The 24,606-nt window shown below is 65.7% G+C and carries 21 protein-coding genes and 1 riboswitch; of the genes, 13 read left to right on the top strand and 8 right to left on the bottom strand.

Going from position 1 to position 24,606, the window contains the following annotated elements; translation table 11 throughout:
• The first annotated feature begins 13 nt into the window (after window positions 1-13).
• A complete protein-coding gene (locus tag RQP54_RS08840) occupies window positions 14-1,072 on the top strand; it encodes a low specificity L-threonine aldolase (RefSeq protein ID WP_315677881.1) in 1,059 nt (352 codons plus the stop codon).
• Window positions 1,073-1,120: 48 nt separating this feature from the next.
• A riboswitch (glycine riboswitch) is annotated at window positions 1,121-1,215 on the top strand.
• A 169-nt stretch (window positions 1,216-1,384) separates the two neighbouring features.
• Window positions 1,385-2,644: a D-amino acid dehydrogenase gene (locus RQP54_RS08835; RefSeq protein WP_315677880.1), complete on the top strand. Its 1,260-nt coding sequence runs from the start codon at window positions 1,385-1,387 to the stop codon at window positions 2,642-2,644.
• Window positions 2,645-3,189: 545 nt separating this feature from the next.
• Here the strand turns inward: RQP54_RS08835 and RQP54_RS08830 are convergent.
• Genes RQP54_RS08830 through RQP54_RS08815 form a run of 4 tightly spaced genes read right to left on the bottom strand, consistent with a single transcriptional unit; the run spans window position 3,190 to window position 7,369 of the window.
• The gene (locus tag RQP54_RS08830; RefSeq protein WP_315677879.1) at window positions 3,190-3,516 is read right to left on the bottom strand and encodes a colicin immunity protein; all 327 of its coding nucleotides are present in this window, start codon (window positions 3,514-3,516) and stop codon (window positions 3,190-3,192) included.
• Window positions 3,517-3,567: 51 nt separating this feature from the next.
• Window positions 3,568-4,896: a 3-deoxy-D-manno-octulosonic acid transferase gene (locus RQP54_RS08825; RefSeq protein ID WP_315677878.1), complete on the bottom strand. Its 1,329-nt coding sequence runs from the start codon at window positions 4,894-4,896 to the stop codon at window positions 3,568-3,570.
• Window positions 4,896-5,984: a lipopolysaccharide heptosyltransferase I gene (waaC, locus tag RQP54_RS08820; protein WP_315677877.1), complete on the bottom strand. Its 1,089-nt coding sequence runs from the start codon at window positions 5,982-5,984 to the stop codon at window positions 4,896-4,898. Before waaC ends, RQP54_RS08825 begins: the two co-directional genes overlap by 1 nt.
• Window positions 5,985-5,986: 2 nt before the next feature.
• A complete protein-coding gene (locus RQP54_RS08815; RefSeq protein WP_315677876.1) occupies window positions 5,987-7,369 on the bottom strand; it encodes a phosphomannomutase/phosphoglucomutase in 1,383 nt (460 codons plus the stop codon).
• 137 nt (window positions 7,370-7,506) lie between these two features.
• Between RQP54_RS08815 and RQP54_RS08810 the strand changes: the two genes are divergently transcribed.
• From RQP54_RS08810 to RQP54_RS08765, 10 genes are all read left to right on the top strand, one after another.
• Window positions 7,507-9,021 (top strand): DNA-3-methyladenine glycosylase 2 family protein, encoded by a 1,515-nt coding sequence (locus RQP54_RS08810; RefSeq protein ID WP_315677875.1) that lies wholly within the window; start codon window positions 7,507-7,509, stop codon window positions 9,019-9,021.
• A 36-nt stretch (window positions 9,022-9,057) separates the two neighbouring features.
• Entirely contained in the window at window positions 9,058-9,561 is a 504-nt protein-coding gene (locus RQP54_RS08805) for a methylated-DNA--[protein]-cysteine S-methyltransferase (RefSeq protein ID WP_315677874.1), read from the top strand.
• Window positions 9,554-10,459 (top strand): DMT family transporter, encoded by a 906-nt coding sequence (locus tag RQP54_RS08800; RefSeq protein WP_315677873.1) that lies wholly within the window; start codon window positions 9,554-9,556, stop codon window positions 10,457-10,459. The genes RQP54_RS08805 and RQP54_RS08800 overlap by 8 nt, the downstream gene beginning before the upstream one ends.
• Window positions 10,460-10,541: 82 nt before the next feature.
• Window positions 10,542-12,284 carry an ABC transporter substrate-binding protein gene (locus RQP54_RS08795; RefSeq protein WP_315677872.1) on the top strand — a complete coding sequence of 581 codons (1,743 nt, stop codon included), beginning with the start codon at window positions 10,542-10,544 and terminating at the stop codon, window positions 12,282-12,284.
• Window positions 12,281-14,533, top strand: coding sequence for an ATP-binding protein (locus RQP54_RS08790; protein WP_315677871.1), 2,253 nt, complete (start codon window positions 12,281-12,283; stop codon window positions 14,531-14,533). The genes RQP54_RS08795 and RQP54_RS08790 overlap by 4 nt, the downstream gene beginning before the upstream one ends.
• Before the next feature lie 41 nt (window positions 14,534-14,574).
• Complete coding sequence (locus RQP54_RS08785) at window positions 14,575-15,420, top strand: thymidylate synthase (protein WP_315677870.1); 846 nt, start codon at window positions 14,575-14,577, stop codon at window positions 15,418-15,420.
• A 40-nt stretch (window positions 15,421-15,460) separates the two neighbouring features.
• Window positions 15,461-16,363, top strand: a complete 903-nt coding sequence (locus tag RQP54_RS08780; RefSeq protein ID WP_315677869.1) for a DMT family transporter — start codon at window positions 15,461-15,463, stop codon at window positions 16,361-16,363.
• Window positions 16,364-16,464: 101 nt separating this feature from the next.
• Window positions 16,465-17,220, top strand: a complete 756-nt coding sequence (locus tag RQP54_RS08775) for a substrate-binding periplasmic protein (RefSeq protein ID WP_315677868.1) — start codon at window positions 16,465-16,467, stop codon at window positions 17,218-17,220.
• Window positions 17,221-17,263: 43 nt separating this feature from the next.
• The gene (locus tag RQP54_RS08770; protein ID WP_315677867.1) at window positions 17,264-17,779 is read left to right on the top strand and encodes a dihydrofolate reductase; all 516 of its coding nucleotides are present in this window, start codon (window positions 17,264-17,266) and stop codon (window positions 17,777-17,779) included.
• 6 nt (window positions 17,780-17,785) lie between these two features.
• Complete coding sequence (locus tag RQP54_RS08765) at window positions 17,786-18,394, top strand: DUF4337 domain-containing protein (protein WP_315677866.1); 609 nt, start codon at window positions 17,786-17,788, stop codon at window positions 18,392-18,394.
• 65 nt (window positions 18,395-18,459) lie between these two features.
• Here the strand turns inward: RQP54_RS08765 and RQP54_RS08760 are convergent, their stop codons facing one another.
• The 4 genes from RQP54_RS08760 to RQP54_RS08745 form a co-directional block, all read right to left on the bottom strand.
• On the bottom strand, window positions 18,460-20,082 hold the full coding sequence (locus RQP54_RS08760; RefSeq protein ID WP_315677865.1) for a wax ester/triacylglycerol synthase family O-acyltransferase: 1,623 nt from the start codon (window positions 20,080-20,082) through the stop codon (window positions 18,460-18,462).
• A gap of 173 nt (window positions 20,083-20,255) precedes the next feature.
• Window positions 20,256-20,843 (bottom strand): chalcone isomerase family protein, encoded by a 588-nt coding sequence (locus RQP54_RS08755; protein ID WP_315677864.1) that lies wholly within the window; start codon window positions 20,841-20,843, stop codon window positions 20,256-20,258.
• 35 nt (window positions 20,844-20,878) lie between these two features.
• Window positions 20,879-21,454 carry a chalcone isomerase family protein gene (locus RQP54_RS08750; RefSeq protein ID WP_315677863.1) on the bottom strand — a complete coding sequence of 192 codons (576 nt, stop codon included), beginning with the start codon at window positions 21,452-21,454 and terminating at the stop codon, window positions 20,879-20,881.
• A gap of 63 nt (window positions 21,455-21,517) precedes the next feature.
• Window positions 21,518-23,512, bottom strand: coding sequence for an alkyl/aryl-sulfatase (locus RQP54_RS08745; RefSeq protein WP_315677862.1), 1,995 nt, complete (start codon window positions 23,510-23,512; stop codon window positions 21,518-21,520).
• Between the two features lie 113 nt (window positions 23,513-23,625).
• On the opposite strand from RQP54_RS08745, the gene RQP54_RS08740 reads away from it, so the two are divergent.
• A complete protein-coding gene (locus RQP54_RS08740; protein ID WP_315677861.1) occupies window positions 23,626-24,561 on the top strand; it encodes a LysR family transcriptional regulator in 936 nt (311 codons plus the stop codon).
• Window positions 24,562-24,606: the final 45 nt, after the last annotated feature.

Raw genomic sequence — 24,606 nt, 5'->3', positions numbered from 1 at the left:
GCGAAGAAGAACCATGACCACCACCAACCGCCAGCAATTCGCCAGTGACAACTACGCGGGTACCTGCCCGCAGGCCATGCACTGGTTCATGGAGGCCAATGCCAGTGGTCATGAGCCCGCCTACGGTGAGGACCGCTGGACGCAGAAGTCCACCGACATGCTGCGCCAGCTGTTCGACATCGACTGCGACGTGTACTACGTGTTCAACGGCACGGCGGCCAACTCGCTGGCCCTGGCCTCGCTGTGCCAGAGCTACCACTCGGTGATCTGCTCGCCGGTGGCGCACATCGAGACCGACGAATGCGGCGGGCCCGAGTTCTTCTCCAACGGCTCCAAGCTGCTGGTGGCCGAAGCGCAGTCCGACGCGGCCAAGCTGGGCAAGCTCACCCCCGAGGCCATCAACGCCCTGGTGACCAAGCGCAGCGACATCCATTACCCGCGCCCCAAGGTGGTGTCCATCACCCAGGCCACGGAAATGGGCACGGTCTACAGCGTGGACGAGGTTCGCGCGATTTCCTGGATGGCCAAGAAGCACCACCTGCGCCTGCACATGGATGGTGCCCGCTTTGCCAACGCCGTGGCCCACCTGGGTTGCAGCCCGGCCGACATCACCTGGAAAGCCGGGGTCGACGTGCTCTGCTTCGGCGGCACCAAGAACGGCCTGCCCGTGGGCGAAGCCGTGGTGTTCTTCGACAAGACCATGAGCGAGGACTTTGCCTACCGCGTGAAGCAGGCCGGCCAGCTGGCCAGCAAGATGCGCTTCATCTCGGCGCCCTGGGTAGGACTGCTTGAAAACGACGTGTGGCTGCACAACGCCGCCCATGCCAATGCCATGGCCCAGCGGCTGTACAGCGGTCTGCAGTGCATTGCCGGTGTGCAGGTGTTGCATGCGCCGCAAGCCAATGGCGTGTTCGCGCAACTGCCCCCGGCAGTGGTGCAGGCGCTGTATGCCAAGGGATGGAAGTTCTACCAGTTCATCGCCGGCGGTGGCTGCCGTTTCATGTGTGCCTGGGACACCCAGCCCGAGTCCGTGGACGCGTTGCTGAACGACTTGAAGGCGGAACTCAAGTAGGGGACAATGTGCCCCTGAACCGGTCACGAACACTTGCAAGCCGTGACCGGAATCACAACGGGAGAGACTGAAGCCCACGTGGCATCAGCGCCGAAGGAGCAACCGCCCCGGAAACTCTCAGGCAAAAGGACCGTTGTGAACATTGCACTCTGAAGAGCGGCCGGGATTTGTCCCCCGGCTCACCGCAGGAGCAAGCGCCCACCACAAGGCAGGCGTGAATCTCTCAGGTCTCAAAACAGAGGGGGTCATTGCCAGTGCATGGTGCATTGGCAGTGACATCCTTGTTTTGACAGATCGTTACGAGAGTGCACCATGCAACACATCGCCGTCATCGGCGCCGGCATCACCGGCGTCACCACCGCCTACGCCCTGGCCCAGCAGGGTTTCCAGGTCACCCTGATCGAGAAGAACCGCTATGCCGGGATGGAAACGTCCTACGCCAATGGCGGGCAGCTCTCGGCCTCGAACGCCGAAGTGTGGAACCACCCCAGCACGCTCATCAAGGGCCTCAAATGGATGTTCACACCCGACGCCCCGCTCTTGATGAACCCGCTTCCCACCTGGCACAAGCTGAGCTGGATGACCGAGTTCGTAGCCGCTTTGCCCCGCTACCGCGACAACACCATCGCCACCACGAAGTTGGCCATTGAAGCGCGCAAGCACCTGTTCGCCTGGGCGCAGGCTGAAGGCATCGATTTCAAGCACGAGAAGCGCGGCATCCTGCACATCTACCGCGATCAGAAGGGCTTCGACCACGCGGCCAACGTAACGAAGCTGCTGGCCCAGGGCGGGCTGGAGCGTCGCGCCGTCACGCCTGACGAGATGCGCTCCATCGAGCCCACGCTGGCCGGGCAGTACTACGGCGGCTTCTATACCGAGAGCGACTCCACTGGCGACATCCACCTGTTTACCCATGGCCTGTCGCAAGCCTGCGAGCGCCTGGGCGTGCACTTCCTGCGCGGCACCCGGGTAGTGCAGGCCAAGGCCGATGGCCACACCAGCACGCTGCTGCTGCAAGGCGAGAAAGGCGCGCCGCTACCCGCACAGTTTGACGGCGTGGTGGTGTGTGCCGGCGTCTGGGGCCGCGACCTGGCCGCGCAATTGGGCGACCGGCTCAACATCTACCCGGTCAAGGGCTATTCCATCACCGTGCACCTGCAGGACGAGGAAAGCCAGCGCGCGGCACCCTGGGTCAGCCTGCTCGATGACGAGACCAAGCTGGTGACGAGCCGCCTGGGGGCCGACCGTTTCCGCGTGGCCGGCACCGCCGAGTTCAATGGCATGAACCAGAACATCCGCGCCGACCGCATCCGGCCTTTGGTGGATTGGGTGAACCAGTGCTTCCCCGGCGTATCCACCCGCCGCGTGGAACCTTGGGCCGGCCTGCGCCCCATGCTGCCGACCATGATGCCGCGCGTGGGCCAGGGCCGCTGTGCCAACGTGTTCTACAACACTGGCCACGGCCACCTGGGCTGGACGCTGTCGGCCGTCACGGCGCACCAGATTGCAGGCCAGGTGCAGCAGCACTTTGCACAGCGGGTGCCTGCGGTCACGCTGGCGCTGCAGGGCTGAGCCGCCATACCAGCCGCGGCGCGCGACCTCGACCTACGCTTCCGATTTCCAACCTGGATTTGCGTTGGCTGGTTCCTGCGTCATGGCGGGCAGATGGGAATGCCTTCCACCGCAGCTTGGACGCTGCGGGGTATCACCGACGCGAGGCGCGGCTGGACCGGGTGGAGGGCGCCGCCCATGCGGGGTACAAGGGAAGGCTGTTGACGTATTGACGAGGATGGTGAGCTGAGCAAACCAACTGGAAGTCAGAGGCTCGTTCCAGCAGTTTCCAGCATGGAGCCTACAAAGCCAAGTAACGTGGCCACTACGAAGACGTAGATCAGCTCGCGCTTTTCACCAGTGGTTAACCTACCCCAGCGAAACACGGATCCCCTGAAGGGAAACGATTCGTCCTCGCCCAAGCGACGGTGATACCGAGCCTTGACCTTCAGCCCGCCAACAAGCCAGACAAGGATGCTGACCACATAGATGCCTTAGGAAATCCCTTTCATTTCATCACTCCACAAATAACCACTTACTGAAACGGTATGGGAAAGAATGGCAAGTCACTTCCACTCCGAGACAGAAACCGCTCCGAGGATAAAGGCGTTGTGAAAACCCATCTCAGCCCGAATAAAGTCCATCGCTTTACGATTTATTGGATGCGCGCCTTCATCGGGATTCGGAGGGTACCCGGCGTCCCAGATGCAATCCAATCGAGCCTCAAATCTGTCGGCCGTGTTGATACCGCCTTCGACACGCGTAATTACTAGTCCGCGATCTGCCGCACGCCTACACACTTCTACTGCCGCATCCGGCGTCAGCTTCATGATTGAACTTCCATCAAGAGTGAAGAAGTCATCTGCAAAGTCATAAAGCTTGGTTCGATCCACGTTTCCCCCTCAGATCGAGTTTTTAGAGATAACGGCTGCGGAGGAGTTAGGTTAGTGCACCACACCACCTGTGGTTAACACCTTCGCCACCGCTACCGCCGTCCGATCAGCCGCCCCACGATGCGCCATGGCGAGCCCTAGGGCGGCTTGGCGGGCCGTTGCCAATGCGGTGGCATCGTCCACCAGGGTCAGGGCGCGCTGCACACCCGCAGCCATGTCGGCGACGGTGAAGGCTGCCCCCGCCTCCAGCGCCAGTTCGGACGCCTGGGCGAAGTTGAAGACGTGCGGGCCCATGACCACGGGGCATTCGCAGGCGGCGGCTTCGATGAGGTTCTGGCCGCCCAGCGGGGCGAAGCTGCCCCCCAGCAGCACCACGTCCGAGAGGCCGTAGTACAGCGCCATTTCGCCCAGCGAGTCGCCCAGCCACACATCGGCCTGCGGCAGCGGCGCGCCGGGTACTGTGGGCCACTGGCTGCGCCGGGCCACGCTCAAGCCGGCCTTGCGCAGCAGCGCTTCTACCTCGTCAAAGCGCTGGGGGTGGCGCGGCACGATCAGCCACTGCACTGCAGGTGCTATGGTTTTGCTAGCTGGTTGCGCAGTGAGTACGAGGGCTTGGGCCTCTTTTCGCGTCAATAGGTCAGCCAGCATGGCCTCTTCACCTTCGCGTGCACTGGCCAGCATGACGACCGGCTTGCCCAGCACGTGGCGCCAGGCGCGTCCCTGGCCGAGCTGGATCGCGGAGGGCTGCAGGTCGAACTTGAAGTTGCCCATCACCCCAGCCACCGGGGCACCGAGCTGGCGCAGGCGCTGGGCGTCCGCCTCGCTTTGCGCCCACACGGCCGCCAGGCTGCTGTAGGCCTGGCGCGCCAGCGGCCCCAGACGCTTGGCCTGGCGCAGCGACTTGTCGCTCAAGCGCGCATTGACCAGGCACAGCGGCACGCCCTGCTTTTTGCACTCGGCCGTGAGCAGCGGCCAGACCTCGGTTTCCACCAGCAATCCGATGCGTGGGCGGAACTGCTCCACGAAGCGATGCACGGCCAGCGGGCAGTCCCAGGGCTGCCACACCTGCACGTCACCGGTCTGCAGCAAGGCCTTGCCGGCTTCGCGTCCGGTGGCCGTGCCGTGGGTCAGCAGCAGGCGCATGGCAGGAATCTCGCGGCGCAGGGCCTGCACCAGGGCGGCGACGGCGCGGGTTTCGCCCAGGCTCACCGCATGCACCCACACCACCTTGCCACCCACCAGCGGCGCCATGGTGTAGCCGCCAAAACGCTCTTCCACCGCTTCGCCATAGCCGGGCTCGGCCAGGGCGCGGCGCGCCAGCTTGCGCCGCAGCAAGGGAATCAGGAGGGTCATGACCCAGCCGTAAATGCGCAGCAGCATCAGTGTGAGCCTCCGTTCACGCCCAGCCAGGCGTTCCACACCGCATCGACGCTGGGCTGCGGCTGGGCATACACCGCCACCTGTCGCGCACCCGGGTGCACGGCCGGGCCGGTGCGCCAGGCGGTGTCGAAGTTGTAGATCTGCACATGGGGCAGGTCCAGCGCCGTGGCAATGTGGCTCAGGCCACTGTCCACGCCGATGCAGCCCACGCAGCGCCCCAGCGCGTCGGTCACCTGGGCCAGGTCCATGGTGGGCCAGACGGCGGCACCGGCGCCCAGCTGCGCCGCAATGGCCTCACTGGTGGCGCGCTCCTTGGCGCTGCCATGGGCCAGCACCACAGCGTGACCCTGTGCGAGCAGCCGCTGGCCCAAGGCCACCCAATGGCCCAGTGGCCATTCCTTGTCGGCGCGCGAAGTGCCGTGCACCAGGGCGACTGGGGGCGAGTCATTCGCTATGTTTTTCGTAGCTTCTTGCGCAATTTCCACGCGGGCTAGCAGCCCAAAATGCTCTGCGTCCGGCACGGTGTAGCCCAGCGCTTGCGCGCTGAGGATGCGCGAGCGCTGCACGGCGTGCACATGGGGCTCCATGCTGACGGCCACATCGGCGACCCAACGCGTGGGCGCCTCAAAACCCGAACCGTCGGTGCGGTGGGCCAGGGCGACTTTCTTGCCGCCGGGTACGGTGCGCGCCAGCCACGCCACCAGGGCGGATTTGGTCAGGCCTTGCAGGTCCAGCACCCAGTCGTAGGCCAGCGCTTGCAGCTCCTGCTTGAACGTGGCCCATTCGGCGCGTGTCTGCGCCGCGAATGGACTCTTGCGCCAGCGCCGCAGGTCGCAGGGGATGACCCGCTCCACGCCCTCGCAGCGCTGCACCAGCGGCGCAAAGCCGCGCTCCACCACCCAGTCGATACGGGCGTCAGGAAATGCGCGGCGGATGTCCTGCACGACGGGCATGGCGTGCACCACATCGCCCAGCGAAGACAGTTTGACGATGAGGATGCGAATAGAGCCCCCACGCTCCCCCACTGCGTGTGGGTCGCTGCCCCCCGCGGGGGCCTTCGCGCCTTGGGACGGCCCGGCGGCACTCATCTTCAATGCGCCGCCGCTTCAAAACGCGCGTCGGGCTTGACGCTGTGCAGCAGGGCCACCATGGCGTGCTCGATGCGCTCCAGCGCGGCCTGGGTGTGGCCTTCGAAGCGCAGCACCAGAACCGGCGTGGTGTTTGAGGCGCGCACCAGGCCAAAGCCATCCGGCCAGTCCACGCGCAAGCCGTCAATCGTGTTCACTACGGCTGGACTTTCAAAGGTGGCCGCCTCCACCAGCGCCTGCACCACGCGGTGCGGCTCGCCCTCGGCGCAGGGCACGTTGAGTTCGGGGGTGGAAAAGCTCGTGGGCAGGGCGTTGAGCACGGCATTGGCATCCGGCGACTTGCTCACAATCTCCAGCAACCTTGCCCCGGCGTAGGTGCCGTCATCAAACCCGTACCAGCGCTCCTTGAAGAAGATGTGGCCGCTCATCTCGCCACCCAGCGGCGAGTCGATCTCCTTCATCTTGGCCTTGATGAGCGAGTGCCCGGTCTTGTACATCAGCGCCACACCACCGGCGGCCTCGATGGCCGGGGCCAGGCGCTGCGAGCACTTCACGTCGAACAGGATGGTGCCGCCGGGCACGCGTGAGAGAACATCCTGCGCAAACAGCATCATCTGGCGGTCGGGGTAGATGTTGGTGCCGTCCTTGGTGACGATGCCGAGGCGGTCGCCGTCACCGTCAAAGGCCAGGCCCAGCTCGGCGTCGCTCATGCGCAGCGCTTCGATCAGGTCGCGCAGGTTCTCGGGCTTGCTCGGGTCCGGGTGGTGGTTGGGGAAGTTGCCGTCGACCTCGCTGTAGAGCTCGATCACCTCGCAGCCAACGGCGCGCAGGATGGCCGGGGCCGAGGCACCGGCAATGCCGTTGCCCGAGTCCACCACCACCTTGATCGGGCGCGCCAGCTTTATGTCACCCGCGATGCGCGCCGTGTAGGCGGCCTGCACGTCGGTCTGCTCCACGCTGCCGCCTTCGCGCAGGGTCCAGCTGCCGTCCGTCATGATGCGGCGCAGGGCCTGGATCTCGTCGCCGTAGATGGCGCGGCCGCCCATCACCATCTTGAAGCCGTTGTAGTCCTTGGGGTTGTGGCTGCCCGTGACCTGGATGCCGCTGCGGCACAGGGTATTGGCGGCGAAATACAGCATCGGCGTGGTCACCATGCCGACGTCGATGACCCGCACACCCGCCTCCTGCAAGCCGCGGATCAGTGCGGCGCTCATGGCGGGGCCGCTCAGGCGGCCATCGCGGCCCACGGCCACGGTGGTTTCGCCCTCAGCCACGGCCACGGTGCCGAAGGCGCGACCCAGCCGCAGGGCCACTTCTTCGTTCAGGGTACTGGGCACGACGCCCCGGATGTCGTAGGCTTTGAAAATGCTGGCGGAAAGTTGCATTGGCTTATTCGTCATCGCGGCGTAACCGCACGGGTAGCAAGAGCGGGCATTGTAGGTGCTGGACTTGGTCGAAAGCGCCACAGGAACATGTCCGAAAACTGCCAGTGCCCGACACGGCAGCGGCCTATCATTGGCCCATGCCCCAGACCGCCGCCGCCCCGCTGACACCCTCCGCTTCCGTGCTGGAAGACGAAGGCTGCTACCGCGCGCTGCAGGCCCGCGATGCGCGTTTCGACGGCCGCTTCTTCACGGCCGTCACCAGCACCGGTGTGTACTGCCGCCCGGTGTGCAAGGTGCGTACGCCCAAACGGGACAACTGCCGCTTCTTTGCCCTGGCCGCGCAGGCCGAGGCGGCGGGATTTCGCCCCTGCCTGCGCTGCCGCCCCGAGCTGGCCCCCGCTTCGCGCAGCGAGCCGGTCTGGTCTACCCAGGACGCCTCCCACATCCTGGCCCAGGAAGCGGCGCGCTGGCTGTCGCGCCCGGTGGTCGAGGGCGACGCACCGTCCATGGCCACGGTGGCCGCGCGCCTGGGGGTGAGCGAGCGCCACCTGCGGCGCATCTTCCAGGCCGCTTTTGGCGTGTCGCCCCAAAATTTCCAGCGCACGCACCAGCTGCTGTGCGCCAAGCAGCTGCTTACCGACACCACGCTGCCCATGGCCGACGTAGCCGCCCTGAGTGGCTTTGCCAGCCTGCGCACCTTCAACGCGGCGCTGCAGGCCCACTACCGCCTGACGCCCAGCCAGGTGCGCGCCACGGGCAACGCAGCGCAGGCCACACTGTCGCTGCGCCTGTACTACCGCCCGCCCTACGACGTGGAGCGCGTACTGGCCTTCCTGGCCCAGCGCGCCATTCCCGGGGTGGAGGTGGTGGACACCACGGCGCGCACGGTGACCCGCACGCTGCGGCTGGTCCACGGGACCACGGGGCTTTCGGGCTGGATCGCCTGCCGTTTCGATACCACCGAGCCCTGCGTGCAGCTGCAGGTCGCGCCCGCCCTGGTGGCTGCCCTGCCCCAGGTGCTGGCCCTGGTGCGCGCCTGGCTCGACCTGGACGCCGACCCGCAGGCCATTGGTACCGCGCTGGCCGCCACCTGGCCCGATGCCGCCGGGGTGCGCATACCCGGCGCGATGGACGGCTTCGAGCTGGCCGTGCGCGCCGTGCTGGGCCAGCAGATCACCGTGGCCGCAGCGCACACCTTGGCCAAGCGCCTGGTGCTGGCCTGCGGCGGGCCCGTGGACACGCCCCATGCGGCGCTCACGCACCGCTTTCCCACACCGACCGAACTACTGGCCCTGAGCGACGACGCGCTCGGCGCGCTGGGCATCGTGCGCCAGCGACAGAAGGCCCTGCGTGCACTGGCCCAGGCCTGCGCCGACGGGAGCCTGCCGCTGCACCCGGGCGCACCGGTGGCGTCCACCATGGCGGCACTGCAGGCGCTGCCCGGCATCGGGCCCTGGACCGCGAACTACATCGCCATGCGTGCATTGCGCTGGCCCGATGCCTTCGTGGCCGGTGACGTGGCGCTGCACAACGCGCTGGGCCTGCGCCAGCACACCCACCCCGCCCAAGCCGCTGAAGCAGTGGCCGAGCAGTGGCGCCCCTGGCGCAGCTACGGCGTCGTGCGCGCCTGGCAGTCGCTAGCAAAACAATAGCTACCTACGCAATATCTACCGGGGCTAGAGGCCAAAATGACCAGAAAAACCTTCGAACACCTCCTCCTGAAGCAGCACCCCACCCGCATGGGCGCCATGGTGCTGGCGCGCACGCCCCAGGGCCTGTACGGCGTCTGGTTTGTGGGCCAGAAGCATTTCCCCACTGCACTGGGCGGCACCGAAGCGCCGAACGATGCGCTGCTGTGTGAGGCCGCGGCGCAAATCGACACCTACCTGGCAGGCACACGCCGTGCCTTCGACCTGCCGCTGGACCTGACCCGCGGCACGGCGTTTCAGCGAGCGGTGTGGCAGGCGCTGCAGTCCATCGCCTGCGGCCAGACCCTGAGCTATGGCGCGCTGGCGGTACAGCTGGGCCAGCCCCAAGCCGTGCGTGCCGTAGCCGCCGCCGTAGGCCGCAACCCCCTGAGCCTGGTGGTGCCCTGCCACCGGGTGCTCGGCGTCGACGGCAGCCTGACCGGTTACGCTGGCGGCCTGGAGCGCAAGCGCGCGCTGCTGCAACTGGAACAACACCATGACTGACTCGAAAGCGTCCTCGCCCCGCACCTGGGCGGTGGACTTTGTGCTGCTGGCTGCCATCTGGGGCGCGTCCTTCCTGTTCATGCGCACGGCCACGCGCGAGTTCGGGGTATTCGCTACCGCAGGCCTGCGCACACTCATTGCCGCGGCCTTCCTGCTGCCGCTGGTGGCGCTGCGCGGCCAAGTCGCGGCCATGCGCCAGTTCGGCGTGCGCACCATGGCCATCGGGGTCATGAACTCGGCCATTCCATTTGCCTGCTTCAGCTTTGCGCTGCTGTCCATCAGCACCGGGCTGTCAGCCATTCTCAATGCCACGGTACCGCTCTTTGGCGCCCTGGTGGCCTGGGCCTGGTTGGGCGACAAGCCTTCGCGCACGCGTCTGGCGGGTCTGGCTATTGGCTTTGCCGGGGTGTGCGCCCTGGCCTGGAAGAAGGCCAGCTTCACGCCGGACGCCTCGGGCCTGTCCAGCGGCTGGGCCGTGCTGGCCTGCCTGACGGCCACGCTGTGCTACGGCATCTCGGGTAGCCTGGCCAAGAAAAATCTGGGCGGCGTGCCCTCGCTGGTGTCCTCGGCCGGCAGCCAACTGGGGGCCACGCTGGCGCTGGCCCCGCTGCTGGTCTGGTACTGGCCAACCACCACGCCCGGTCTGCAGGCCTGGGCCGCCATTGCTGCACTGGGCCTGCTGTGCACGGGCCTGGCCTACGTGCTGTATTTCCGCCTCATCGAGCGCGCGGGCCCGGCGCGGGCCTTGTCGGTGACCTTCGCCATTCCGGTGTTTGCGGTGGCCTACGGCGTGGTGTTGCTGGGCGAGACGGTCACGCTGTGGATGCTGGGCTGCGCCGCCGTCATCGTGCTGGGTACGGCGCTGTCGTCGGGCCTGATCGGGAGCCCGCGCCGCTGAAAACCCGGGCTGCCCAGTGCCCAAACTGGTGCATCTGTCGTATAGTGGTTCCGAAAAAAACCGGGGCACCGCCACCGTAGACATGAAGCCCAAGATAAGACTGTTGGTTCAAAGCGCGCTGTGCGCAGTGCTTGCCACTGCCCTCGGGTCCGCTTTCGCCGACAGCGCAGCGATACAGCGCTGGCTCGACACGGAATTCAAGCTCTCCAGCCTCAACCGCGCACAGCAGCTGGAGGAAATGCGCTGGTTTGAGCGCACCGCCGAAACGCTGCGGCAGCGCGGTGTCACCAGGATCCGGGTCGTGTCGGAACGCATCGACACCCACGAATACGAGTCCAAGGTACTGGCGCGTGCCTTCGAGGACATCACCGGCATTGCGGTGGAGCACACCATCACGACCGAAGGCGATCTGGTGGACCGTCTCTACACCGCCATGAAGACCGGCGCCCACAGCTTCGATGGCTGGATTTCGGACTCGGACCTGATCGGCACCCACTACCGCTATGGCGCCGTGGTGCCGCTCACCGACTACATGAATGGTGCCGGGCGCGAGTACACCAACCCGAACCTGGACCTGAAGGACTTCATCGGGTTGCAGTTCACCACCGCGCCCGACGGCAAGCTCTACCAGCTGCCCGACCAGCAGTTTGCCAACCTGTACTGGTTCCGTGCCGACTGGTTTGCCCGCAAGGACCTGCAGGAGCAGTTCTTGGCGCGCTACAAGTACCCATTGGGCGTACCGCTGAACTGGACCGCCTACGAAGACATCGCCGACTTCTTCACCAACCACGTGAAGGAGATCGACGGCGTGCGCGTGTACGGTCACATGGACTACGGCAAGCGCGACCCCTCGCTGGGCTGGCGCTTCACCGACGCCTGGCTGTCCATGGCAGGCGCGGCCGACAAGGGGATACCCAACGGCTTGCCGGTGGATGAATGGGGCATTCGCGTGGCTCCGGACCAATGCACCCCTGTCGGGGCCTCGGTGGCGCGCGGCGGTGCCACGAACTCGCCCGCGGCTGTTTTCGCCCTGACCAAGTTCGTGGACTGGCTCAAGGCCTATGCCCCGCCGCAGGCCATGGGCATGACGTTCTCGGACGCAGGCCCCGTGCCGGGCCAGGGGCAGATCGCGCAGCAGATCTTCTGGTACACCGCCTTTACCGCTCCCCTGACCCAGCCCGGCATTGCCGCCGTGAACAAGGACGGTAGCCCCAAGTGGCGCATGGCGCCCTCGCCCCACGGCCCCTACTGGAAGACCGGCATGCAGAACGGCTACCAGGACGTGGGCTCCTGGACCTTCCTGCGCTCCACGCCCCCGGACCAGACGGCCGCGGCCTGGCTCTACGCCCAATTCGTGACATCCAAGACGGTGTCGCTGCGCAAGTCCATCGTGGGCCTGACCTTCATCCGCGAGTCCGACATCAAGCACCCGTACTTCACCAAGAACGCATCCCGCTATGGCGGCCTGATCGAGTTCTACCGCAGCCCGGCCCGGGTGGCCTGGACCCCCACGGGCACCAACGTGCCCGACTACCCGCGCATGGCGCCGCTGTGGTGGCGCAACGTGGCCACGGCCCTGTCGGGCGAGAAGACACCGCAGCAGGCCATGGACACCCTGGCCCGCGAGATGGATGAGGTGCTGGCCAGCCTGCAGCGCAGCGGCATGCAGCGCTGCACACCACGCCTGAACGCATCGTTGCCGCCACAGGACCGACTCAGCGACCGTGGCGCCCCCTGGAAGAAGCTGGAGTGGGAAACCCCGCACGGCGAGACCATTCCCTACGAGCGCCTGCTGCAGGCCTGGAAGGAAGGGCGCGTGCAATGATCACCCCAGCACACCACGGGCTGGCGAGCCGCCATCTGGTCGTGCTGGCCGTGGCCATGGTGCTGGTGGCGATCCTGGTCCAGACCTGGTGGGCCGTGGACCAGGACTACCGCCAGACCATGGCGGCCGAAACCACCAACGGACTCATTGCGGTGCGGCTGCTCGACGAAAACGCCCACCAGACCCTCAAGGATGCCGTGCACACCTTGGACCAGGTGGTGCACAAGGTACAGCAGCTCAACCGCGAGCGTGCCTTGTCTGCCGAACAGATCCGCAAGCTGGTGGCCGAGTACGACCTGTCGTACAGCCGCCACCTCAAGGCCCTGCAGTACGTCACGCCCGAAGGGCAGAGTTGGATCAGCTCGCCGGACTACCCCACCCACGCCCTGTCGGTGGCCTACCGCAACGACGTGTTCTACCTGCTCAGCCACCCCTCCTACCGCGAAGCAGTGGTCGGTCGCCCCTACGCCAGCAACTACGACAGCCAATGGGTGCTGCCGATCAGCCGCACGCTGGTGGACCACAACGACCGCGTCATTGGCGTCATTGCCGTGGACGTTCGGCTGTCCTACTTCAGCCAGCTCTATGCGCGTGTCGCGGCGGAAAACCAGGCTGCCGTCTCGCTGGTGGCCGACGACGGCCACGTGATCCTGCGCTCCCCCTTCGAGGCGCGCTTCATGAACCGCAACCTCAACGAGGACCCGCAGTTTGCGCATCTGCAGCAGCATGAGCGTGAGGGCTCCTTTGAGGCGGCGCTCTTTCTGGACGATGACCCCGGAACCAACCTCTACACCTACCGCCACAACCACGACTTCGCCATCACGGCCGTCTATGCGCGCCCACTGGAGCAGGTCACGGTCGCCTGGCGCGAGCGCACCCGCGGGCGCCTGGCACTGGCCTTTGCCATCGCCGCCCTGGCGGTGCTGCTGGGGCGCGTGCTGCTGAACTTCATGGACCGGTTGCAGGCATCGCAGGACTCGCTGCGCCAGAGTGAGCAGCGCTTCATCATCCTGTTCCGGCAGTCACCCGTCAGCGCCATCCTGGGGCGCCCTTCCGATGGCACCTTCCTCGACGCCAACGACGCCTGGATCGAGAAATTCGGATACAGCCTGCAGGAGTTGCAGGGACACACCGGCACGCAGATGGGGCTGTGGGCCGAACCCGCACAACGGCGCGCCTTCTTTGGGCGCATGACCGAGGGCGAAGCGCTGGACAACTACCCGCTCGATTTCCGCACCCGCGACGGCCGCACGGTGCGTGGCCTGACGTCCACCCGCTTCGTCATGGTAGGAGCGGAACGCATCCTGCTGCTGACGTTCATCGACATCACGGAGTTGCGCAATGCCCAGGACGAGATCCAGCGCATGAACCTCGAACTTGAGGCGCGCGTGGAAAACCGCACCAAGGTGCTGGAACAGGCCAACGCTGAGCTTGCGCAGGCCCTGGTATCGGTCAAGGCCATGCAGGCCGAACTGGTGCGGTCGGAGAAGATGGCCGCGCTGGGGTCCCTGGTAGCGGGGGTAGCGCATGAACTCAATACCCCCATCGGCAACAGTGTCACCGTGGCCAGCACCCTGCAGCACCAGGTCGAGGTCCTGGCGCAGGAGATGCGAAGCAACACCATGCGCCGATCCAGCCTGCAAAGCTTCGTCGAGGCGGCCAGCAACGGTACCGACATCCTGATGCGTTCGCTGCAGCGGGCCGACCACCTGATCGGCAGCTTCAAGCGTGTGGCGGTGGACCAGTCCAGCGACCTGCGGCGCAACTTTGACCTGGCTACCGTGATGGAAGAGGTGTGCACCACATTGGCACCGATGTACCGCAAGGCGCAGCACGACCTGGTCGTGGAGGTGCCCGCCGGCATCGAGATGGACAGTTTCCCGGGCGCACTGGGCCAGTGCGTGACCAATTTCGTCAGCAACTCGCTGCAGCATGCCTTCGAGGGCCGCAGCGCGGGGGCCATGCGGCTGCAGGCTACGCTGACCGATGCCGGGCACGTGCGCATCGTCTACAGCGACAACGGCATCGGCATGTCCGAGAACACCCGCAAGCGCGTGTTCGACCCCTTCTTCACCACCAAGCTCGGCCAGGGTGGCTCCGGCCTGGGCATGAACATCGTCTACAACATCGTGCACGAGGTGCTGGGCGGCAGCATCGTGGTGGAAAGCACCCTGGGCGAAGGCACACGCATCACGCTGGACCTGCCGCTGCGTGCGCCCAGCGCGGCCACAGAATCCCCGCTGGTCTGATGCCGCCGGGGCGGCAGCGACTATCTCGGATAATGCGCCCCATGACCCAGACCGCTGCCCGTCCCATCCGCTCCCAGTACGAAGACTTCATGCGCCACGTGTACACCACGGGTGTCACCAAGGGCGACCGCACCGGCACCGGCACGCGCAGCGTGTTCGGCTACCAGATGCGCTTTGACCTCAACGAAGGCTTCCCGCTGGTCACCACCAAGAAGGTGCACTTGCGTTCCATCATCCAGGAACTGCTGTGGTTCCTGACCGGGTCCAGCAACAACAACTGGCTCAAGGAGCGCAACGTCACCATCTGGGACGAGTGGGCCGACCCCGAAACCGGCGACCTGGGCCCGGTGTATGGCGTGCAATGGCGCTCCTGGCCCACACCCGATGGTGGCCACATTGACCAGATCGCCGAGGTGATCCAGACCCTGAAGACCAACCCCGACAGCCGCCGCATCATTGTGAGCGCGTGGAACGTGGCCGAGCTGAACAAGATGGCACTCATGCCTTGCCACGCCTTCTTCCAGTTCTACGTGGCCCCCGCGGAAACCGAGGGTGGCAAGGGCAAACTGAGCTGCCAGCTGTACCAGCGCAGTGCCGACATCTTCCTGGGCGTACCGTTCAACATTGCGTCCTACGCGCTGCTCACGCACATGGTGGCCCAGCAGTGCGACCTGGATGTGGGTGACTTCATCTGGACCGGTGGCGACTGCCATATCTACAGCAACCATTTCGAGCAGGTGCAGACGCAACTGGCGCGCACGCCCTTTGCCTACCCCACGCTGCACATCAAGCGCCGCCCCGACAGCATCTTCGACTACCAGTACGAAGACTTCGAGGTGCAGGGCTACGAAAGCCACGCGGCCATCAAGGCCCCGGTCGCCGTTTGATGCTGCCCGCTGCCCCGCAAGCGCCGCGGGTACCCGGCCGATGATCAACAGGAAGCAAGCCTGGGCGCTGGTGGCGCTGACGCTCCTGTGGGGCGTGAACTGGCCCATGATGAAGTTGTCGCTCTCGGGCATGACGCCGCTGTATTTCCGCGCCAGCACCATGTCGCTCGGTGCGGCCTGGCTGTTCGCCTATGTGGCGTGGCGCGGCGAGCGCATGTGGCCGCGGGGCAGCGAGTGGGCATCGATCGCGCTGCTGGGCCTGCCCAACGTGCTCGGTTGGCACACGCTGTCGATCTTCGGTGTGCAGGCACTGGCTTCGGGCCGGGCCGCCATCCTGGGCTTCACCATGCCCATCTTCACGGTGCTCATCGGTGCGCTGTTCTTCGGTGAACGCATCACGCCGCGCGTGCGGCTTGCCGTGCTGTGTTCCGCTGCGGCCATCGGCCTCTTGCTGTGGCACGAACTGGAACGCCTGAGCGGTCGCCCCACGGGGATCGCGTGGATGCTCGGTGCCGCCATTTGCTGGGCCCTGGGCACGGTGATGATCCGCCGCGCCCACCTGACCTTGTCGCCCATGGTGGTGACGGTGTGGATGCTGGTGCTGGGGGCAGCGGTGCTGTGGGTGCTAGCCCTCGCACTCGAGACACCCGTGCCGATGTCCAGTTTTTCCACGCCCATGTGGGTGAGCCTGGCCTACGGCGTGCTCATCAACTATGGTGTGGCGCAACTGCTCTGGTTCGGCATGGCGCGCGACCTGCCCCCAGCCACCAGCGCCATGAGCATCATGGCCATTCCCCTGGTGGGTACGCTGAGCGCCACCTTCATCATCGGCGAAGTGCCGCACTGGCAGGACTGGCTCGCCATGGTGTTCGTGATGGCCGCCATTGCCAGCGTGCTGTGGCCTGCCAAGGCAACCGCCAGCGCCAGCCCAAGACAGGCCTGAAGCGCCGCACAGGCAGAACGTGCCGGTAAACTTGCCCGCAAAAGCCCACACCCGGCAAGTGTGCTGTTCCCTGTGGGCAACACAACCCTGACGAGCACCCTGTGTCCAACCTTCTGAATCGCCGACGCTTGCTCGTGTGGACTGCCCTGGCAACAGGCCCGGGGCTCAGCCACGCGCAGGATCGCACGATCCGCATCAGCAATGGCGATTGGGCGCCGTTCATGGGCGAAACCCTGCCGCACTTCGGTTTCGTCTCGCGCATCGTGACCGAGGCCTTCCGGCTCGAAGGTGTAGCCGTGCACTACGAGTTCTACCCCTGGGCGCGCGCCTACCATGTGGCGCGCAATGGCGGGGTCGACGCCTCGATCGGCTGGTACCGCACGGAGGAGCGGGAACAGGAGTTCCTGTTCAGCGAACCGGTGTTTGTGGAGTCACAGGTTCTCTTTTTCCTGAAGGACAAGCCGCTGCGCTGGACCAGTCTGAACGACCTGCGCGGCCTGTCGATCGGTGCCACCCTGGGCTACACCTACGACGAGAAATTCAGGGAACTGGAGGAGAGCAAGGCGCTGGACGTGCAGCGCACCGGCTCCGATGAACAGAACCTGCGCAAGCTGCTGGCCGGCCGCGTCCAGGGCGTCGTGCTGTCGCGCGCCGTGGGCACCCGACTGCTTCAGTCCCTGGGGAGTGAAGTCAGCCAGCGCATCACCTACGATCCACGTCCGGTCAACAGCGGCCCCTTGCATGTGATCTTCCCGAAGTCGTCGGCGCACAGCGCCGCTTGGCTCGCCCAGTTCAACCGCGGCCTGCGCGCGCTCAAGGCCTCGGGTGCCGCCGAACGCTTTTCGCTGGAGAACTGACCCACACGGGGGGCTGGCCCGGGGCGGCGATAATCGCCACCCCATGCACCACCCCACCACCCTGCCCCGCCTGCACCTCATCTACGCCCGCGCCGCCAATGGCGTCATCGGCACCAACGGCACCCTGCCCTGGCACCTGCCCGAAGACCTGGCGCACTTCAAGCGCACCACCCTGGGCTGCCCGGTCATCATGGGCCGCAAGACTTGGGATTCCTTGCCACCGCGCTTCCGCCCCCTGCCTGGGCGCAGCAACATCGTCGTCACCCGGCAAGCGAATTGGAGTGAAAACGGTGCTTTGCCCGCGCAGGATTTGCGCAAGGCGCTACAACTTTGCGAGCAAGCCCCGGACGTGTGGGTGATCGGCGGCGCCCAGCTCTACGCCCTGGCCGAGCCGCTGGCCAGCACCGCCGTGGTGACCGAGATCGAAAAGGCATTTGAAGGGGACGCTTTCGCCCCCACCTTAGGGCCAGCCTGGACCGAAGTCGCACGTGAACGTCACGTGAATGACACCGGGCTGGCCTACAGTTTTGTTACCTACCAACGCAACACAGGAGTTTGATCCCCCATGTCTGGACACGGTTTTCACGTACACGGCCCGCACGACCACGAACTGGAGCACGCCCAGCAAGGCGGCCACGGCCATGGCGACCACGGCGGCGACGAGCACAAGGGCATGACCAACCAGATCGCCCTGTTCACCGCCATCATTGCCACCGTGGGTGCCCTGTTCGGCTACATGGGTGGCGCCACCCAGGCCAATGCCGGCCTGTACAAGAACAACGCCGCCATCAAGAAGACCGAGGCGTCGAACCAGTGGAACTACTTCCAGGCCAAGAGCACCAAGCAGGCGCTGGCCGAAATGAGCCGCGACCTGGCCAGCAAGGAAGACGACAAGGCCAAGTACCAGGCCAAGGTCGACCGCTACGAGAAGGAAAAGGGCGAAATCAAGGAAAAGGCCGATGGCCTGGAAGCCGAGGCCACCGAGTGGGACCACAAGAGCGACGAGCAGATGCACCTGCACCACCGCTGGGCCCAGGCCACCACCGTGCTGCAGATTTCCATCGCCCTGGCCGCCATTGCCCTGCTGACCAAGAAGAAGTGGCTCGAATGGGGCATGTTCCTGGCCGGCGGCAGCGGCGTGGCCATTGGCGTGCTGGCCCTGATGCACATCTGAGGCCCCAGCCGCTACGAAATCGGTAGCGGCTCACGCAATGAAAAAGCGGGCTTCAGCCCGCTTTTTCATTTCTTCTGGCGCTTGGGCCGGGGCTCGGCGGAGGCCGCTGCAGCCGCCTTGGTCACCGCGCCCTTGGCGGCCCCTGCCGCCTTCGTTCGGGCCGGGGTCTTGGGGGCATCGGCCACCGTGGCGGCTGGCTGTACAGGTGCCGGAGCCTTCTTTGCCGCGGGCTTGCGCGCTGCCTTGAGCTGGACCACGTTGCTGCGGGTCTTTCCCTTCGGCAACACCGCCTCTTCGAGTTCGCGCAAGGCCTCGCCGGTGTAGACCGCCAGCTTCTGGATCCCCGGTACCGAGGAGTGGCAGCCGGTGTAGCCGAAATTCATGTAGCCCGCGTAGCTCTGGCAAGTGATGTTGACGGCCTGGCCATGGGTGACGATGGAGGCCGGGTAGGTTGCCAGCAGTTCGGCGCCGCGGAAGTACAGCGGCTTGTCCGGCCCGGGCACGTTGGAGATGGTGATGTTGAACATCGGCCGCATGCGCCCGCCGATGCCCGTGAGCAGGGTCAGGATGGTGGGCGCCATCAGCAGCACGGTGTACTGCATCATGGCCTGGCGCGGCAGGCTCTGCACATGCTCCTTGGCGTGCCCCACCGACTTGCGGATCGCCTCCAGGCGCTTGACCGGGTCGGCGATGTCAGTCCCCAGTGTGGAGATGATGAAGCTGATGGCGTTGCCCTGGCCCTCGTCATCCTTGGGCCGCACCGACATCGGTATGCCGGCCGTGAGCGGCTTGTGCGGCAGCGCATTGCGCTCGCTCAGGAAGCGGCGCAGCGCGCCACCGCAGATCGCCAGCACCACGTCGTTCAGGGTGCAGTCGGCGGCCTGGGCCACGGCACGCAGGCGCTCCATCTCGAAGCGCTGGGTGGCAAAACGGCGCTTTTCGCGCACGCGCCCATTGAGCACGGACTGCGGGGCATCGAAGGGCACCATCATGGTGTCGCCACCTTCCATGGCGCTCTTGGCCATCTTGCTGAAGGCGGCCACCAGCTGCGGCGCGGTCTTGGCCTGCATGGTGATTTCCTCGAAGGCACCTGTCACCGCATGGGCAAAGGTGGGCAGCAGGGCCTCATGGGCCTGGGCATGTTGATGTGCCTTGTTGCTGGGCTTGCCGGAAGCCCAGAACGGCGGCAGATCCAGACTGTCCTTGGCCGTGAAGGCCATCGAGCGCTGCAGCAGCTTGACCCCGGAAACACCATCGATGAGCGAGTGGTGCATCTTGATGAACAGCGCAAAGCGCCCGCCTTCCAGGCCTTCGATGATGGTGCACTCCCATGGGGGACGACTCAGGTCGAGGGGCGTGCTCTGCAGGCGCCCAACGAGTTCACCGAGCTCGCGCTCACCACCGGGCCAGGGCAGCGCCGCATGGCGCACGTGGTACTCAAGGTCAATGTGGCGGTCTTCCACCCACTCGGCCACCGGGTTGAAGTTGAAGGCGTACTTGAGCTTGCGGTTCCACGGCGCCGTGAACTTACGGTGGCTGCGGAACTCGGCCATGAGCTGGCGCATGAAGTCCTGCGGTGCATTGGGCGGCAGCTTGAACTGCAGCAGCCCCCCCACGTGGTTCGGGGTGGCGCGCGACTCGGTGAAGATCCAGGCGGCGTCCAGGGGGTTGAGGCGGGTAGAAGACATGGATTCGGTACCTTCCTAGGAACAATGCATACCAACAGGCTAGCCAGGGTCAAATGTACCCTCCCGGCAGCGCATCGGTGTGGCATGGGCAGCCGCCAGCGCCTAGGGTTTGCACCAAGCCGGACCGATACGGATGATCCGACGCAGCAGTTGGCCCTGGAGCGCTCGACGCTTCAGCCCTTCTCCCCAAGCAGGGCGGGCTTCATGTTGGCCTGGGCGGGTGCGTCACCCAGCCAGATGCGCAGCACGGCGTTGTGGAAGGCAATGTCGGGCAGCGGCTCGCCGATGGGCTTGCCGTTGAGGCTGGCCACCGTGCCTTTGCCCGGCACCCAGTCCAGCGTCATCACGTCACCCTTCTTCAGGGTTCCGAGGTTGGCGAAGATCTCGCCGAAGGCGGTGGTCTGGGCAACGACCTTGCCCTTCTCCTCCTTGCTGTTGTTCTTGTTCATGGCCGTCACGAAGGCCTGGCCCAGCTCATCACTGCTGGTCTCGCGCTGCAGGTGGATCTGCACCCGACGCGGGCCGGTGGCCGCCAGGATGTCGGCCGCGTTTGTGGATTTCTTCTCCACATACAGGCCGATGGCGAAGAACTTGATCACCAGGATCTGGCGCATGGCCGCGCCATTGAGCTGCAGGGTCTTGCCAGCCACGGTCTGCACGTCGTCGAAGCGCACACCACCGACCTCCAACGCGGTAGCCGGCAGGGCCAACGCCACGGCGCTGGCAAAGGCAATGAACGGGCGAAATATGCGTGCTGTCATGGGAATACCTCTTCGTATTGATGGATTGGCGGTGTCTACCGGACCCCCAACAGGGTGTCCTTGAGACGGAAATCGACCGGCACGGGCCCGAGCCAGATGGACAGGATGGCGCGGAACAGCGTGGGCTCCCTGAAAGGCTCGCCGGCCTGCACGCCGTTGATGGTGATGACCGTGCCGGTGCCGGGTACGAAGTCGATGAGGACCTTGCTGCCCGATGCCAGCGACTTGTACTCGTTGAAGAGCTCGCCCATGCGCACCAGTGCCGGTACCAGCGGGGCCAGGTCACCCTTGGCCACGTTGTCCTCGATGCCGCGCGTGAGTGACTTGCCCAGGAAGTTGGACGAAACCTCCTGCTGCAAGGTCATCGCAATGCGCTTGGGGCCGTCCTGGCGGGCGAGTTCGTCCAGGCTGGCAAAGCGGTCCTGCGCATACAGCTCGATCAGGTTGACCTTGAACGGTCCCTTGTAGCGGTAACCGCTGGCCACCAGACGCAGCGTCTTTCCCACCACCACCGCGACGGCAGGCGCCGGTTCAGCCGCCCACGCGGTCTGTGCCAAAAACGTGGCGCAGGCCATCCCCAGCGCCTGGCGGCGCCGAATGCAAATCGACATATTGGGTCCTAAGGAGAGGCAGACGCGGGCCGGGGCGGCGCCCCAGCCCGGCGGGTCAGCAGATCAGCGCGTCACGATGGGGAAGTTGGCCTGCGGCTTGTCGATCAGGCCGAAGAAACGCACCAGGTCGATCTTGCTGCCGGTGACCTTGAGGTCGTCACTCATGATGGTGTCCTTGACACCGGCAACCCCGGCAATCATCTTGACCAGGATGCTGCGCGTCAGGCTCAACGTGGCATTGGCATCGGCAGCCGGTGACCCTTTCCTGAAGTGCAGCACGGCGTTCTCGATCCACAGCACGTACTGCTCCTGGGTGTCGGTGAGCACCAGGTTGATCTTGAAGTCCTTGCCCACGGCGTCCTCGGCCTTGAGTCCGGCGGCCATCGCTTCGAGGAAGCGCTCGGTAGGCACACGCAACAGCATGTCCAACAGGATGGACTTGTCGACGCCCTTCTTGGGCGGGCCGGCACGCAGCTCCTGCGCACCGGTGAGGTAGGCGTTGCGCCAGGTGGCGGCCTCGGCCATGTAGCCCATCTGCTCATAGGTCTTGGCCAGCAGCTCCTTGGCCGCATTGTTGCCACTGTCGGCCATGACCACGTGGTTCAGCAACTCGGCGGCCCAGCGGAAGTCACCCTTGTCGAAGGCGGTCTGCGCGGCGCTCACGGCCTTGTCGGCACCGATGAGTTCCATGTAGCGCTTGCCGGACTCCGTCGGGGGCAGCGGGTTCAGGTTGGCGGGGTTGCCGTCGTAGAAGCCCAGGTAGAACTGGTACACCGCCTTCACGTTGTGGCGCAGGTCGCCATAGTAGCCACGGGCCCCGAGGTGCTTGGACAGCGACTCGGGCAACTGGATCCTGTCGGCAATCTCGCGCGGGGTCAGTCCGTTGTTCATCAGGCGCACAGTCTGGTCGTGGGTGTACTTGTACACGTCGCGCTGCACGGTGATGAACTCGCGGATGCGCTGGTTGCCCCAGATCGGCTGGTTGTGCTGGGCGATGTAGATCTCGGTGTCGCCCAGATCGTCGAGCGCGTTCTGCAGGTACTTCGACCACAGGAGCGCATCACGCACCTTGGCACCGCGGATGGGCAGCAGGTTGTGCATGGTCTGGGCCAGGTTCTCGGCCCCGTTGTAGAGCTTCTTGGCCGGAATGCTGAAGGTGAGCTCGGCCGGGCACTCGGCACCGGGCACGTTGTGGAACACGAAGTCCACGCCGTCGATCTGCATCGGCTGCTGCGACTTCACGATGATCCAGTTCGGCGGCAGGATGCCGATCTGCCCGTACACCACATCCTTGCCCAGACCGGTGTCCACATTGCCCTTGGGCGAGCGCGGCAGGTCCTTGCCGAACTGGTACATGGAGCGACGCCCCATGGCGGTACCGACCATGATGTTCTCGCTGGTGGCCTCTTCCATGAAGCCGTAGGACGCCACCACCGGAACCTTGCGGGACTGCACCTCTTCACCGGTGATCACGCCCAGGGCTCCACCGAAGTGGTCCGCATGGGCATGGGTCATGACCAGGCCCGTGACCGGCTTGTTGCCCAGGTGCTTGCGGGCGAACTCCAATGCATAGGAGCTTGACTCCTTGCTGGAGAGCGGGTCGACCACGATGAAGCCGGTCTTGCCTTCGATCAGGGTCATGTTGGCAATGTCGAAGCCGCGCAGCTGGTACACACCGTCGGTCACCTTGAACAGGCCCACCTGCGCATTGAGCTGGGCATGGCGCCACAGGCTGGGGTTCACGGTGTCGGCAGGAGCGCCTTCCAGGAAGGCGTAGACGTCGAAGTCCTTCAGCACAGTGCCGTCGGAAGACTTGATCTGGCCCGAGGGCTTGGCGATGAAGCCGCGCTTGGCATCCTCGAAGTCCTGCGGGTCGGTCAGGTTCAGTCCTTTGGCCATGTCGGCATTGGCCTGCACCACGGTTGGCGAGGCGTCCGACGCACTACCGCCCACACCACCTTGGCGCGAGCAGGCGCCCAAGCCCAGCACCAGCGTCACGCCGAGCGCACCCCAAGTGAAAAACCGGCCGCGAGCGGACCACAACGGAACAGAAGCCATGCATGTCTCCATGGAAAAACACCCTCGGATGGGGCGATGGCCGCGATCTTCTCCCGCATACAGGTATTTGTCCAATGCATTTGAAACATTGGTTTGATGATTAGAATTCATACATGGAACTTCGCCACCTTCGCCATCTGATGGCCATCGTCGAGCACGGCAGCTTCAGCCGCGCGGCCGACGCCGTGCACCTGACCCAGAGTGCGCTGTCACGCAGCATCCAGGCCCTGGAGGCCGAAGTCGGCGCGCCGGTGGTGGAACGCCAGCGTGGCGATGTGGCCCCCACCGCCATCGGCCAGCTGCTGCTGGACCATGCGCGGCGCCTGGACATCGCCACCCGCGACCTGGAACGCGACATCGCGCTCACCCAGGGGCTGGAGCTCGGTGAGCTGCGCATCGGCGTCGGCCCCTATGGCGGCTCGGCCCTGGTCGGCCCGCCCATGGGGCAGCTGAACCGGGCCCACCCGGGCCTGCGCATCAAGACCGTGCTGGCACCCTGGCAGGAACTGCCCGAGCGCGCCCGCGCCCGCGACGTGGACCTGATCGTGCTGGAACCCAGCCAGGTAGCGCAGATGGAGGACTTCACGGTCCGACCCCTGCACGAGCACCCCATGGTGGCCGTGTGCCGCCCGCAGCACCCGCTGACCCAGGGCCCGGCACCGAGCGCCACCCAGGTGTTCTCCTACCCGCTGGTCGGGCCCAGTTTGACACCGGCGCAGGCCACGCTGCTGCACAGCGTGCTGCCCGCGGCCAGCCGGTCGCCATCACCGAAGCGCGGGCTGCTGGCGGTGGAATGCGACCTCTCCGGCATGCTCAAGGACGTGCTGCGCCACAGCGACGCGGTGTCTCTGATGCCGGACTTCATGGTGGCGGCCGAGGTGGCGTCAGGCCAGCTGGTCTGCCTGCCCGGCATTGACCTGGGGGTCCACGTGCGCTTTGCCTGCGCCTGGCTCTCGGCGCGCACCCTCTCTCCGGCCGCCCAGCGCTTCATGGCCCTGCTGGAAACCCACGACCAGGCCTTGGTGGCACACTCGCAAGCCACGCCCTGAGTGCGAACGCGCCGAGCGCCCCTCAATTGCTACATATTTCATAGC

It is taken from the genome of Curvibacter sp. APW13 (assembly GCF_032337135.1).
Classification (GTDB): Bacteria; Pseudomonadota; Gammaproteobacteria; order Burkholderiales; family Burkholderiaceae_C; genus Allorhodoferax.
The sequence above is the reverse complement of the archived record's forward strand: the minus strand, read 5'-3'. Positions and strand labels throughout refer to the sequence as shown.